Origin of the sequence: Flavivirga sp. 57AJ16 (assembly GCF_028736925.1) — a bacterium.
Lineage (GTDB): Bacteria > Bacteroidota > Bacteroidia > Flavobacteriales > Flavobacteriaceae > Flavivirga.
The window spans coordinates 51,996-65,858 of sequence record NZ_JAQZAT010000024.1 but is presented as its reverse complement, the minus strand read 5'-3'; the positions used below and the strand labels follow the sequence as shown (position 1 = coordinate 65,858).

The window sequence follows — 13,863 nt, the reverse complement described above, 5'->3', positions numbered from 1 at the left end:
TAACGGTCAACCTGGTAGCCCAAAGGATGGGCATTCCAAGACAGTACTTATCCGAGGTCCTGAACGTGTACTTAAAATCCAATTTCCAGGACTGTATGAACAAGTACAGGGCGGAAGAGTTTGTAGCTTGTCTCAAGGACGACAGGTTCAGGAACTATTCCATTATGGGCATTGCCAACGAGGTCGGCTTCAAGTCCAAGTCCTCTTTCAACACGACCTTCAAAAAAATATACGGGGTTACCCCCAGTGAGTTTAAAAAGACGTTGCCTTCGGCAGTCTAAGCATTGTCCTTTCTCCCTGTTCCCTATAGAAGGATGTCATTCTAAATCCGCTTTCAAAATAAAAATACCCCTGAAATTATAGAAGCCCCGATTTTCTGATGAAAATCGGATCGTTTCCTTAAATACCATTGCCAAATATTAATATCTATCGAGATTCATGAGAGCTATTCGGAATCGATGGCCTGAACAATTAGTGAAAAATTTGTGCCATTCGTGTCCAATCTTTTTTTGTGCTTTTTTTGTGTACTCACAGTAGTTGCTTTTGGGCAAAAACTGATACCTATCTAAAAACAAAAAAAGCCACAAATTCTACAGCTGGCGGCTTTCCAAGTGCGAGAAACGCATTTAGCACCTTTTGATGCAATACAAAAAACAGATCTTAACAACCTTACAATAAGTTAGTTATAATCAATTTAATAACAGACAGGTACTGCAAGCGGATTTGAGACCTACTTCATTTTCATCTCTATGGATGCAAGTCTAATTTTACCCTCAGTTAAATATAAAACCACAATTAAAATTTCTAGTAATTATGACAAAAAATTGCAGGAGATGTTTTGCTTGGTGCAATGCCCGCTCTGGCCCTGGGCTCTACATTCATTTGGCAGGATGGTCAAAAGGGTGCTTATCAATTTTCCAAAGCATTGACCGGTGCTGTTGTATTAACGTACGGTTTGAAACTGGCCATAAACAAAGAGTGGCCGAATGGTGAAAACAACAACACACAAAATAGCATAAATAATGATTAGGACGATCGCACTCTTACTTTTTTTAACCACATCGTTGATGTACGGCAATGCTAAAATTATAGTAACGGGAAAAATCCTGCAAAAGGAAACCAATGCCCCATTGGAGTACGCTATTGTTTCCTTTACGGAAACAGGACAGCCAAACCCAACATATGGGGAAATCACAGACGAAAATGGGTTTTTCTCGATTGAAGTGGAGAAGGGAACGTACACCATAAAAATTGAGTTTATGGGCTTTAAACAATTTATTCTGGATAATAAAAGGATTGAGAATGATCTGGATTTGGGGATACTCTATCTTTCGGAAGATGTACAATCGCTAGATGAAGTCGTAGTAAAAAGTGAGAAAGGGCTATTTGAAAACAAACTTGACAAAAAAATCTATAACATTGGCCAAGACTTGACCGCACAAAGCACAAATGTACTTCAAGCCTTAAACAATGTGTCTTCAGTTTCGGTTTCGGTAGATGGTGGCATTACGCTTAGGGGTAATAGCAATGTACGAATTTTGGTAAATGGCAAACCTTCTGGATTAGTGGGCATTAGTGACGCCCAAGGGTTGGAACGCCTATCCACCAATGCTGTGGAGCATATCGAAATTATAACCAACCCATCGGCACGATACGATGCCGAAGGTGCAGCAGGAATCATCAATATTATTCTCAAAAAAGGAAGAAACCTAGGGTTTAACGGTTCGGCTCAGGTAGTTATGGGTGTGCCCGAAACCTTCGGTATTGGAGGGAGCTTAAACTACCGGACAACTAAATTCAACGTATTTGCAAACCTCAATTTCGAAGATTCAAAACGCCCAGGCAACGAATCCGTTAACACGACATTTTTTGACGAAACCACAGGAACAGCAACAGGATTGTTGACCCAAAGTCAGGACATCACCCGTGGCGGATCGGAATATACAATGGCCCTGGGGGTCGATTACTATTTCAACGAAAAAAACACACTCACTTTTATGGGCTTATATGCCAACGAAGATAATGACAACAACGGGCTTTCCACGTTTAATACCTTTGATGTTGATGGAACATTGATAAGTACAAGGTTACGAGACGAGAGAGAATTGGAAAAAGATGCCAGTGACGAGTACACGCTAACCTATAAATCCATCTTTGATGAAGCTGAAGAACATTTGTTGGTTATTGAATCCAAATATGACAGCAATACAGAAATAGAATCGGCAATTTTTCACGATACCTATAGCTTAGGAAATTTTGAAAATGCCCAAGACCGCACCGCATCCGACGAACGTCAACGCAATTTATTGATACAAGCAGATTATGTGTTTCCGTTTTCTGAAACCGGTAGTTTTGAAGCAGGTTACCGTAGTACCATGCGTACCATAAAATTCAACTCAATAGTTGAAAATTTTAATACTAACACCGGTATATGGGAACTTGACACCAACTTAAGCAACCGCATGGATTATGGCGAAGATATTTACGCCGCGTATTCGCAATACGCCAATGCCTTTGGTAAGTTTACTATACTTGCCGGGCTGCGTCTTGAAATTACCAATATCGATGTTACGCAATTTACGTCCGATGTAAGCTTTGGTAAAAACTACAGCAACCTGTTTCCATCCTTCCATTTGGGCTATCAACTTACGGAAACCAGTGAACTCAAAACGAGCTATGGCAGACGTATTAGTCGTCCTAGCTTTCGTGAATTAAATCCGTTTTCAGGGTATTCCAACGATTTGAACTTTCTTTCTGGAAACCCGGATTTAGACCCTGTCTTTACAAATTCCTTTGAATTGGGATATGCTAAAAACTGGGATGAAGTATCGGTGGAAACCATAGGGTATTTTCAATATTCCGAAGATATTGTTCAACTCATAACCACCAATTCAGGCATGGTAAATGAAGAAAACATCCCCATTTTGATTACCAGACCATTAAATGTAGGTACAGAAAACAGATATGGCATTGAAGTATCATCCATTTACAGCCCAGCAAATTGGTTACGGGTGAATGGTACTGTAAACTGGTATCGTTTTGAACAAAACGCCAGCTTTAACAATACTATACCAGACCCCAATGACAGCAGCAACCTTATTAAGCAAAGGCAATCCCTAAATACCACCTCAGCCAGTTGGTTTGCGCGATTATCGCCAAAGGTTACCCTGCCCAAGGATGTCGATTTGCAAATAGGCATTCAATACGATGCCCCGTTTAAAGAAGCCAACACCACAAGACGCGATATTCTTGTGGCAAATGTATCGGCGAACAAAGAGTTATTTAAGGGAAGGGGAGCCATCAACCTTACTATTTCCGATCTATTCAACTCAAGAACTAGTCGCCGGAAAGCCTCAAATACAAGTTTCCTGTCCAATTCTAAACACCAATATTTTGAGCGTCAAATCAACCTAACGTTTACTTATAGATTTAAAAATACCATAGAACATCGTGATGATGGTGATGACGATGACGATGAAGATTATGACTAATCATATCGGATTATAAAAAAATGACAAATGACAAGAAAAGATAAAATATTAGTAACGGGAGCTACTGGTCATTACGGGTATGCAGTGATTGAATCATTGATCGAAAATGGGGTGAATGAAAGTTCGATTTATGCCCTGGCCAGGGATCATACAAAAGTAGAGAAATTAAAATCTTTGAATGTAAATATTGCATTCGGCGATTATAACAACTACGGCTCCATGTTAAAGGTTTTTTCTGGCATTGACAAGCTCCTTTTTGTTTCAAGTGACGAACTGGAAAACCGTAGTGAGCAGCATATTCAAGTTGTGAATGCGGCTGTAAAATCTGGAATCAAGGATATTCTTTACACAAGCCAGGAGCATAAAGAAGTTAATTTTTCCCTTATTGAGTCTATAATAAGTTCCCATTTAGCAACAGAAAATGCCATTAAAGGAAGTGGGATTAATTATACCATATTGCGAAATGGACTATATATGGACATACTGCCTTCATTTTTGGGTAAGAACATTTTTAAATATGGTATTTACCTGCCAGCAGGTAATGGGAAAATAGGATTTGCATTACGAAGTGAAATGGCCGAAACGGCAGCCAAGATTTTAATCTCAACGGGGCATAAAAATAAGACCTATAGTGTCTCTGGAGATAGTTATTCGTTTTCAGAAATTGCAGAGTATATTTCTCAAATCACAGGTAAAAACATCACTTATTTAAGCCCTGGTCTAGATGCTTTTCTCAATACCGTGATTGATCAAGGAATGTCTAAAAAATGTGCTAAAATGATTGGTGGGTTTGCAGCAGCTACAAGACAGGGGGAATTGGAAAGTAACGGTTTGCAAATGGAAAAGTTGTTGGGTCGAAAGCCCCTAACTGTGAAACAATACCTGGAGGAAACTTTTATTTGTAATTTTTTGAGCAGTGCCGGGTAAAGAAGAGATTGAGGCAAAACCACATTTTACTTCCTAAAATTAGGATTATATATCACAGAAAATATAATCATCAAAAAATAGCAATGAGCTGGAAAAGTATGTTTTTAAAACCGACTTAATTCGGTTATCAAATGTCCCAGATCTTCTACGCAATATGTATATAAAAATGATTCTCTGGATGGATACAACATTTACCTGTTTTCGTTGGTTTAAAGCATAAAACCAAACAACCTTATTATGAAAAGTAAGAAAATACACTTTAATAAATACGTTTTATCGTATTTTTTTGCGTTTCATGGAATTTTATACTACATTTACCCTGAATAATTAGCCCCAAACTAATTCCAACCGCTTATGGCAAATTTTCCTTCACTCTTTAGGTATGTCCTTTTAGGAATATGTATGGGTTATAGTTTCAGGGTTACTTCTCAAGACATTAAGACACCTTATATACAAGCAAGTATAGGTAATTCCTCAAACTCCAATAACCCAAGTTTTACTGCGGTTTCTTTATTAAGCAATACAGTAGCTCTAGCAAACAACCACTTTAAATCTCATGCTGGATCAAATGAAATGACCACATTCAATGAAGCTTTCACCTCTAAAAAAAAAGATCAGCTAAAGGCCGCTTTAGCTATAAAACATAGTGTATCCTTAGGCTTAGATGGTACATCTCAAAATTATGTAGACTCCGATGGAAGGATTATCTGGAATCAATTAACCAATGCTGGTTTTAACTATAATGTTACTGGTATAGGACAAGACGATGCAACAGGATTAAACCAAAAGCAATCAAACCCCATAAATACAACTGATGACATAACTATTGGCATTAAAGATATTGCGATTAACAACAGTGCCAATACAAATTCTTTTTTTGCAGATAAAACCTTCTTAATGTGGGGGCATAACAACGGAGCAACAACAGCTACTACAGATATTAATAAGGATTTTGGTGCTGGTACTGGTATTACAACCAACGTAAGTGTGACTCCCATAGCAAGAAAATGGAAAATGGTCGTTACAGATTCTGTGCCTACTATAAAACTTTCTATTCCCCAATCTATGGTTTCTGCTACCAATTCTGTTAATGAAAGATATGTTATGATTGTTGCAGATGATGCTTCATTTACAACAAATGTAACCTCTGCGACCATGAAAGATATTGGAACAGCATTAGAAGTTGATTTTTATTTTGAAGGTACTAAATATATCACATTTGGTTCTACCCCAGAAGTTGACTTAGAGGGCCGTTCCTTATTTTTTGATGGTTCGGATTCGTACCTAACTGCTGGCGATGTCAATGACCTAGCGAATATCGATTTTACCATTAGCGCATGGGTAAAACGTGATTCCCTTAAATTTGATATCGTTTCAAAACGAAACTATTATCACGAAGCCTCTAACTCCCCTGCTGAAACTTATACACATGGTTATTCGTTAACCATAGATACAGATGGTAAATTTAGAATGGTATGGAGAGACCCTGAAGATCTTAATAACAATATCATGCAAACATCTGCGGCTATACCCTTTAAAGAATGGCATCATATAGCAGTAACATACCATTCTAGCACCAATATGACGAGGCTGTATATGGATGGTTATTTGGAAAATTCCAATGATACACTAAACCCCATGAATACCCCCTCTGATGCCCATTTTATAATAGGAGCTGCTCATTACATAAAAAGACAACTAAGAGCTAAAGGCCATGTAGATGAAGTACGTATTTGGGATGTTCCCCTTGCTGAAAATCAGATTCGATATATTATGAATCAAGAAATTGAGGAAAATGGGTCGCTGAATGTCCATGGAAAAATTTTACCATCATCTACTACAAAAAATGAAATAGGTTCTATTCCCTGGAACAACTTAATTGCTTATTACCCTATGAACACCATCGTTTTTGGTAGTATCAAAGACGCATCCAACAGTGGTCATGATGCATCCATGATAAATTATGATGGTATTGATAAGCAAACCGCTCCGCTGCCTTACAAAACAATTCAAAATGGCGACTGGGATGATTCGACCACTTGGGAAAATGGAGCCGTACAATATTTGCCAGGCGTTAATTCTTATTTAAATGCCCTTGAAACAATTGATTATAATATTGTTCAAATCGATCATAATGTAACGATGGATAATTCCGATAACCTGTTTATCCCTGTATCCAAAAATGGTAACAGAACACTATTAGGTTTAATTATTAATAGTGGGGAATTAAAAATTGATGGCAGTAATGCAACAAATACCGGTAACGCATTAACCATTTCCCATTATCTAAAACTTGATGGAACCATTGATTTAGAAGGCGAATCACAGTTAATACAGACTACAGATAGCGACTTAGACACTAGCAGTTCGGGATCCTTAGAACGCGACCAACAAGGCGCACGGAATTTATACACCTATAATTATTGGTCGTCTCCCGTTGGAAGAACTAATATTTCTAGCAATAATGTAAACTATACGCTTCCTGAAATACTAAGTGACGGTTCAGACCCCACTAATCCTCTAACTATTAATTTTTTAACATCTGGGTACAATGGTACACCAGGCACAATAGGAACAACCCCCATTGGAGTTGCAGATTATTGGATATGGAAATATATTAATAGACCGGCTAATACTTATTCCTCATGGCAGCATATTAGAAGTCATGGTTTACTCAATATTGGAGAAGGTTTTACTATGAAAGGTGTTGAAGATACAGAAGGCGATATCACTCAAACACAAAACTATGTATTTCATGGCAAACCAAATAATGGGGATATTACTTTAAGCTTATCTGCTAATAATGATTACCTAATCGGCAACCCATATCCTTCTGCCATTGATGCTAATGAATTTATACTAGATAATATTAATGATGGTTCTGGTAGAGCAGCAACCAACATTATTAATGGTACTCTTTATTTTTGGGATCATTTTACTGCTAACTCACATATTTTAGGGGAATATCAAGGAGGCTATGCCACATATACCCTTTTAGGATACACAGCGGCCATATTTAATGAGGCCAAAATTAATAATACGGGTACCATAGATACTAAAACATTGGGGCGCTATGTCCCTGTAGGACAAGGTTTCTTTGTTGTTGCGGATGCTGGTGGTACCTTAACATTCAAAAATAGCCAACGTACTTTCGTAAAGGAAGCACCTGAAGCGCCTTTCCTTAAAATAGGCCATACAAAAAAAGGAGAAAGCGAGAATCAAAATGAAAAAACGGATAACAGGCAAAAAATCAAGTTAATGTTTGATTCCCCAGATGGTTACCATCGTCAATTATTAGTTGGAATTGACGAGCATACATCAAATGAATTCGATATTGGTTATGACGCGCCATTAATTGAAGATAATAAAGAAGATATGTTCTGGATCTTTTCAGATAGTGCATATATTATTCAGGCTGTAAATAATTTTGATTTAGAGCAGAGATTACCAGTGGGCGTTAGAATTAATGATGCAGGTATTGCTTCTATTAAAATAGATGACCTAGAAAACATAGATCATGATTTAGATATCTATTTAAATGATAAAGCGCTAAATATATATCACAACCTAAGAGATGGGCATTATGAAGTATACTTGGCTGTTGGAAATCATTTAGATCGTTTCGAAATCACTTTTTCCAATGGGACATTATCAAACGCTTTAGATGTTGATAATATTAACGATACCACACTTCAAGTATATTTTTCTAATGAAAAAGAAAGCATTATCGTTCACAACCCAACATTAAAAAGCATAGAATCTGTTGAAATGTTTAATATACTTGGTCAATCTTTATGGCAATTTGAACCTAAAACCAATGTCAATTATATAGAATATAGCGCAAACCAAATTAAAACAGGAAGCTATATATTGAAAATAGAAACTAAAGACGGAAAAGTATCCAAAAAAGTATTAATTAGATAATAAACTTTTTGAATTCCTTAGCGATGCTCAATGTCATTAAGTTAAGGAAATTTGCCCCTTTTTGTCACATTGAGCGCAGTCGAAATGCTAATAAAACTAGAACTCCAATTGGTCTTCGACTTTAGCCTGTCTTGAGCGGAGCCGAAAGGCTCAGACTGACATTACTGCCTTAACTTAATGACATTGAGCGATACTATACTACTAAAAAAGTCTTTACCTATAAAGTGGTATAACCAAGGCTATGAACTCATTTAAAATTTTTGAACGCGCGTACCTTCAGCGTGAAAATTACGAGTAGAACAACGAATTAATAGTTGTTTTTCGTATCAATAATTCTACGCCTTTCATGGTAATAAATGTTAAAAAACGTATTTCATCGTATTTTTATGCATTTAATCGTGTTTTATTGAAAATAAAATGTATATTAGCCTCATGCCTGTTAAATAAAAACAGTAAATTATATTTTGAAAATATAAATCAATTATGAAACCACTTCATTGATAAAACAAGTTAGTTGAGTTAGTTTATTTGAGTTAGTCGCTTAAACCAAAAATCTGCTATTTACTTAACTATGCTTTGAGTCCTAAATTAATTTTTAGGACTCTTTTTGTTTTATATCAAATGATCGTTTCTATTTTCGAAACCGTCTCTTGGAAATTCATTTGGCTTTTACAAGGGAGATTAATGCTTCCAGAGACCCTTTATGCTGCTCTCCAGAAATCATATTTTTCAATGTATAAGTATTTGAGCTTACTTCCTCCTCTCCTACTAAAACGACAAAAGGAATAGCACGCTTATTAGCATGGTTCATTTGTTTTTTCATTTTAGTAGCATCAGGATATAATTCTGAATTTATACCTTGCCATCTTAATTCATTAATAGCCTTTAAACTAAATAAGGCTTCTTTATCACCAAAGTTTATAAAAAGCACCTCAACATTTTTATTGACGGCTTCTGGGAATAAATCCAATTCTTCAAGAACTAAATAAATTCTATCTAAACCAAAACTGATGCCTACACCACTCACATCCTTCATCCCAAAAATACCTGTTAGGTCGTCATAGCGGCCACCGCCACCAATAGAACCCATTTGTACATTTGGTGGTGCCGATACTTCAAAAATAGCACCTGTATAATAATTTAACCCACGAGCAAGCGTTACATCCAATTCTAAAGTTGCTGTAGATAGCCCTAATTCTGAAATCGCCGCATTTATAAATGCCAATTCTTCAATACCCTTTTTTCCTACTTCAGAAGTACTAAGAATACTTTTTAAGCCATCTATTTGAGACTCAAAAGAACCCGATAAAGTGAATAGCGGTTGAAGTTTAGTAATACTTTCTTCTGGAATTCCTTTATTAAGCATTTCCGCTTTTACTTTCTCCTCTCCTATTTTATCTAATTTGTCCAGCGCTACGGTAAAATCTATTAACTTATCTGACGCACCAATAACTTCGGCTATTCCAGAAAGTATTTTTCTATTATTTATTTTAATCGTAATACCCCCAAGTTTTAAAGCTGAAAAAACAGTATCGTATAATTGAATAAATTCAACCTCTTGCCATAAAGATTTGGATCCAACAACATCTGCATCACATTGATAAAACTCTCTAAAACGTCCTTTTTGTGGTCTATCAGCTCTCCAAACTGGCTGTATTTGGTAGCGTTTAAACGGAAACTCAATCTCGTTTTGGTGCTGCACTACATAACGTGCAAATGGAACTGTTAGATCGTACCGGAGTGCTTTTTCCGATATACTTGATGTTAATTTATTAGAGTTTTTTGTATCGTAAGCTTCCTCATTAGCCTTAGATAAATAATCCCCAGAATTTAAGATCTTAAAAATCAAACGATCCCCTTCTTCACCATATTTCCCCATTAAGGTATCGGAGTTTTCAAAACTAGGTGTTTCAATAGCTTGAAAACCAAACGTTTCAAATGCACCGCGAATGGTATTAAAAATATAATTGCGCTTGGCCACTTGTTCTGGGTTAAAATCCCTTGTGCCTTTTGGTATACTTGGTTTTTGAGCCATAATAATTTCCTGCCTTTCGACTCCGCTCAAGATAAACTCCAGCAGGAATCTTTTAAATGATTATTGAATTAGAAGCCATATTGAATTATGGAACGACAAAAATAATTAATGAAAATGGCTTTGCGAGGCTTTTCAATAGAAAAATTCTCTTCCATTTTAATATATAGCTAGATCATTATAAAAAGTCATTTTTATTTACAGCCCAGACCTGTCAGGTCTAAACAATTGAAATACAATTGATAAGATGATATTATTTTTGATTTAAAAAAATATCTTCGAATGACATTTTATCTTGGTTTGACTATATTCATTTTGTCTTGAGATTAAACGCTTCAACTTTGCTCAGGATAAGAATACAGAGACTGAACACTACATACTGAACACTGAACACTAAAATCAATTTATCAACTCATCAAAATACTTAAATAAATCGCCTTTGGTAATTACTGCTCCCTGCTCGATCATTTTAAATTTATCTAAGTTTTTATCATCCGTATACTCTTTATCCGCTTGTAAAAACTCAACGTTTTCATCCATTAAATTTTCACGTAGCCAGTTATATCCTTCTTTAGTGGTTATATCTATATCGTTTTTTAGAGTAAGCGCTATAACATACATTTTTTCTTCAGCTAAACGAAACAAATACATATGTTGTGGAGATATATGTTCCAAATATTCTGCCTTATTTAAAACGCCTTCCCAAATGAGATCGCTAAATACATCTAGCTCCATTTCTGCCAATTCCGGTTTATTGGCCTTAAGATTGGCCCACTCATCTGCAGTAATAGATTGTGTTGCCAAAAAGTTAATAAACTCCTGGTGTAGTTCTTCAAATTGTTCTTTGGTAAGTCTTGAGTATTTCATCTGCGTTTTTTGTTATTTTTATTTTGCAGTAATTTCAAATAAAGGGTATTAAACTTAAGATCCCGCTTTTCAGCGGGATTAGTTCGATTTTCAATCTTGTAAAGTCGATGTCGACTTTACAAGATTGAATCTCACTAAAAAAATACGCCCCTTTATTAGGAGCGCAAATTTAACAATATATCTGTTATTATTTTTAGAAAATGTAACGTAATCCAAATTGTGCTTGCCGTTTGGACACTAAGCTAGAATCGTAACCAAAAGTTTCCGTTTGGTTTGTATTAAAAGTATAATACCAATTATGAATTAAAATGAGCTACAGAAAACGACATTGCTTATTTGTTTTAGCCTGCTGCGAGTTATTTGCATAGCCTAAGCTATGGAAATGATGAGTAAAGAGATAAAAACGATTAATGAATGAGTTTGAATAGCGTATTTTAATTCATAATTGGTATAAGTGCAAGAAATCCAAAAAACAAGAAAAAAAGGTAAGGGTTGTTTTTTCATTTAGTTGTCGTTTAATTTGAGTTAGTCTACTATGCATACATAGTATTTTATTCTAACAAAAAAAAGCCATTCATATGAATGGCTTTACAATATTTAAGAGTTCATTGACTAATTGTCAATATTTTAGTTTGCTTGTGCAATAACTTCAAAAGGTAAATCAACAGACACTTCTCTGTGTAAACGTACAACAGCGTTATATTTTCCTGTACGTTTAATCGTCGCAACTGTAATGAATTTTTTATCAATGGACTGTCCTTCTTTTTCTAGAGCTTCAGCAACATTAATATTATTCACAGAACCAAATAATTTATCTCCAGCACCAGCTTTTGCAGCTATTTTAATTTCCAAGGCTTTTAAAGCTTCAGCAATTTTATTAGCATCATCGATTATTTTCTTCTCTTTAAAAGCTCTTTGCTTTAAATTCTCTGCTAATACTTTCTTTGCAGAAGAAGTAGCAAGAATAGCTTGTCCTTGAGGAATTAAAAAATTTCTACCATAACCGTTCTTAACTGTTACAACATCGTCTTTAAATCCTAAATTTTCAACGTCTTGTTTTAATATAAGTTCCATTGTTATCGGTATTTTATTTTAATAAATCTGCTACGTATGGCATTAAAGCCAAGTGACGTGCTCTTTTTACAGCTACAGAGACTTTTCTTTGATATTTTAATGAAGTTCCTGTTAAACGTCTTGGTAAAATTTTACCTTGCTCGTTTACAAACTTTAATAAGAAATCCGGATCTTTATAATCTATGTATTTAATACCAGATTTTTTGAAACGACAATATTTCTTTTGTTTGTTTGTCTCAATATTCAACGGTGTTAAATATCTAATTTCTCCGTCTTTTTTTCCTTTTGATTGTTGTTCTATCGATGACATAATTAAGCTTTTTGTTTAAGTTTAACTCTTCTTCTCTCTGCCCATGAAATAGCATGTTTATCCAACGCTACAGTTAAATAGCGCATAAAACGCTCATCACGTCTAAACTCTACTTCTAAAGCATTAATTACTTCGCCTGGTACAGTGTACTCAAATAAGTGATAGAAACCACTTTTCTTGTTTTGTATTGGATAAGCTAATTTTTTAAGCCCCCAATCTTCTTTAGCTATCATCTTAGCGCCGTTAGAAACAAGAAAATCTTCGTATTTCTTTACTGTTTCCTTTATCTGGTCTTCAGATAAAACGGGATTTAAGATGAAAACAGTTTCATAATGATTCATAAAAATCTATTTTATTGTTAAAAATTGGGTGCAAAAATAGTTAATATATACATATAAAGCAACAATTATTTTAGTATAATATGCACTTACTTAATTGTGTTAAAATTATGTTAAAACAAACGCTTTAACGATGATTTTTGGTTTTTAGCCGAATTTTTTGTACTATTGTCGATATCTTAACCGAAATAATATAAAATGTTATGACATTAAACTGTGTAGTAGTAGACGATTCGGCAATACAGCGTCTCTCGATCGTTAAGTTAGTGGAGAATCACCCTTCTCTTAACTTGATTGCAGAGTACAGCAGTGCCTTAGAAACCAAAAATGGTTTAAATACGCATCAAGTAGATTTAATTTTTTTAGACATTGAAATGCCGGTGCTAAATGGATTTGAACTTTTAGACGTATTAAACAACAAACCACAAATTATTTTTGTAACCGGTAAAACCGAATATGCTTTTAAAGCATTTAATTATGACGCTACCGATTATTTACATAAACCAATTACAAGAGAACGTTTTAACACCTCTGTAGATAAGGCTTTAGAGCAACATAGATTGACTTTAGACTTTAACGAAGAAGAAGGTGAGCATATTTTTGTAAAAAGCAATCTTAAAAAACGTAAAGTTTATATTAAAGATATTAAATGGATCGAAGCACTTGGTGATTACGTAAAGCTAGTAACAGAAGAAACCAGCCTAGTCGTATTATCTACAATGAAATCTTTCGAAGCTGAATTACCAGAAGGTAAGTTTTTAAGAATTCATAAATCATACATTGTTAATCTTGATAAAATTGACAGATTTAACAGTAAAAATGTTGAAGTAGGAGCTTATGAGATTCCATTAAGCAGAAATAAAAAGACTCAATTGGTTGATGCTTTAAACAATATTTAGA

General features: G+C 35.1%; 11 protein-coding genes. 6 read left to right on the top strand and 5 right to left on the bottom strand.

The window, feature by feature from the left end:
• From PQO00_RS19200 to PQO00_RS19180, 5 genes are all read left to right on the top strand, one after another.
• Positions 1-281: AraC family transcriptional regulator (locus tag PQO00_RS19200; protein ID WP_274186476.1), on the top strand; the 281-nt coding region annotated here is incomplete at its 5' end.
• A gap of 557 nt (positions 282-838) precedes the next feature.
• On the top strand, positions 839-1,030 hold the full coding sequence (locus tag PQO00_RS19195; RefSeq protein ID WP_274186475.1) for a hypothetical protein: 192 nt from the start codon (positions 839-841) through the stop codon (positions 1,028-1,030).
• Complete coding sequence (locus tag PQO00_RS19190) at positions 1,023-3,491, top strand: TonB-dependent receptor (RefSeq protein ID WP_274186474.1); 2,469 nt, start codon at positions 1,023-1,025, stop codon at positions 3,489-3,491. Before PQO00_RS19195 ends, PQO00_RS19190 begins: the two co-directional genes overlap by 8 nt.
• Positions 3,492-3,518: 27 nt before the next feature.
• Positions 3,519-4,418 (top strand): SDR family oxidoreductase, encoded by a 900-nt coding sequence (locus PQO00_RS19185; protein WP_274186473.1) that lies wholly within the window; start codon positions 3,519-3,521, stop codon positions 4,416-4,418.
• 354 nt (positions 4,419-4,772) lie between these two features.
• Entirely contained in the window at positions 4,773-8,342 is a 3,570-nt protein-coding gene (locus tag PQO00_RS19180; protein ID WP_274186472.1) for a LamG-like jellyroll fold domain-containing protein, read from the top strand.
• Positions 8,343-9,000: 658 nt separating this feature from the next.
• Here the strand turns inward: PQO00_RS19180 and hisS are convergent.
• The 5 genes from hisS to rpsF form a co-directional block, all read right to left on the bottom strand.
• Positions 9,001-10,377 carry a histidine--tRNA ligase gene (hisS, locus tag PQO00_RS19175; protein ID WP_274186471.1) on the bottom strand — a complete coding sequence of 459 codons (1,377 nt, stop codon included), beginning with the start codon at positions 10,375-10,377 and terminating at the stop codon, positions 9,001-9,003.
• Between the two features lie 396 nt (positions 10,378-10,773).
• On the bottom strand, positions 10,774-11,241 hold the full coding sequence (locus PQO00_RS19170) for a DUF6495 family protein (RefSeq protein ID WP_274186470.1): 468 nt from the start codon (positions 11,239-11,241) through the stop codon (positions 10,774-10,776).
• Between the two features lie 627 nt (positions 11,242-11,868).
• Positions 11,869-12,315, bottom strand: coding sequence for a 50S ribosomal protein L9 (gene rplI / locus PQO00_RS19165; RefSeq protein ID WP_274186469.1), 447 nt, complete (start codon positions 12,313-12,315; stop codon positions 11,869-11,871).
• 13 nt (positions 12,316-12,328) lie between these two features.
• The gene (gene rpsR / locus PQO00_RS19160; RefSeq protein ID WP_019388303.1) at positions 12,329-12,625 is read right to left on the bottom strand and encodes a 30S ribosomal protein S18; all 297 of its coding nucleotides are present in this window, start codon (positions 12,623-12,625) and stop codon (positions 12,329-12,331) included.
• A 2-nt stretch (positions 12,626-12,627) separates the two neighbouring features.
• The gene (gene rpsF / locus PQO00_RS19155; RefSeq protein ID WP_135874291.1) at positions 12,628-12,966 is read right to left on the bottom strand and encodes a 30S ribosomal protein S6; all 339 of its coding nucleotides are present in this window, start codon (positions 12,964-12,966) and stop codon (positions 12,628-12,630) included.
• Between the two features lie 200 nt (positions 12,967-13,166).
• Between rpsF and PQO00_RS19150 the strand changes: the two genes are divergently transcribed.
• On the top strand, positions 13,167-13,862 hold the full coding sequence (locus PQO00_RS19150; protein ID WP_102754690.1) for a LytTR family DNA-binding domain-containing protein: 696 nt from the start codon (positions 13,167-13,169) through the stop codon (positions 13,860-13,862).
• Position 13,863 lies beyond the last annotated feature (1 nt).

Coding starts and splice junctions, on each gene's coding strand:
- PQO00_RS19190 (WP_274186474.1), top strand. CDS start 1,023: ATGATTAGGACGATCGCACTCTTACTTTTTTTAACCACATCGTTGATG.
- PQO00_RS19185 (WP_274186473.1), top strand. CDS start 3,519: ATGACAAGAAAAGATAAAATATTAGTAACGGGAGCTACTGGTCATTAC.
- PQO00_RS19180 (WP_274186472.1), top strand. CDS start 4,773: ATGGCAAATTTTCCTTCACTCTTTAGGTATGTCCTTTTAGGAATATGT.
- hisS (WP_274186471.1), bottom strand. CDS start 10,377: ATGGCTCAAAAACCAAGTATACCAAAAGGCACAAGGGATTTTAACCCA.
- PQO00_RS19170 (WP_274186470.1), bottom strand. CDS start 11,241: ATGAAATACTCAAGACTTACCAAAGAACAATTTGAAGAACTACACCAG.
- rplI (WP_274186469.1), bottom strand. CDS start 12,315: ATGGAACTTATATTAAAACAAGACGTTGAAAATTTAGGATTTAAAGAC.
- rpsR (WP_019388303.1), bottom strand. CDS start 12,625: ATGTCATCGATAGAACAACAATCAAAAGGAAAAAAAGACGGAGAAATT.
- rpsF (WP_135874291.1), bottom strand. CDS start 12,966: ATGAATCATTATGAAACTGTTTTCATCTTAAATCCCGTTTTATCTGAA.
- PQO00_RS19150 (WP_102754690.1), top strand. CDS start 13,167: ATGACATTAAACTGTGTAGTAGTAGACGATTCGGCAATACAGCGTCTC.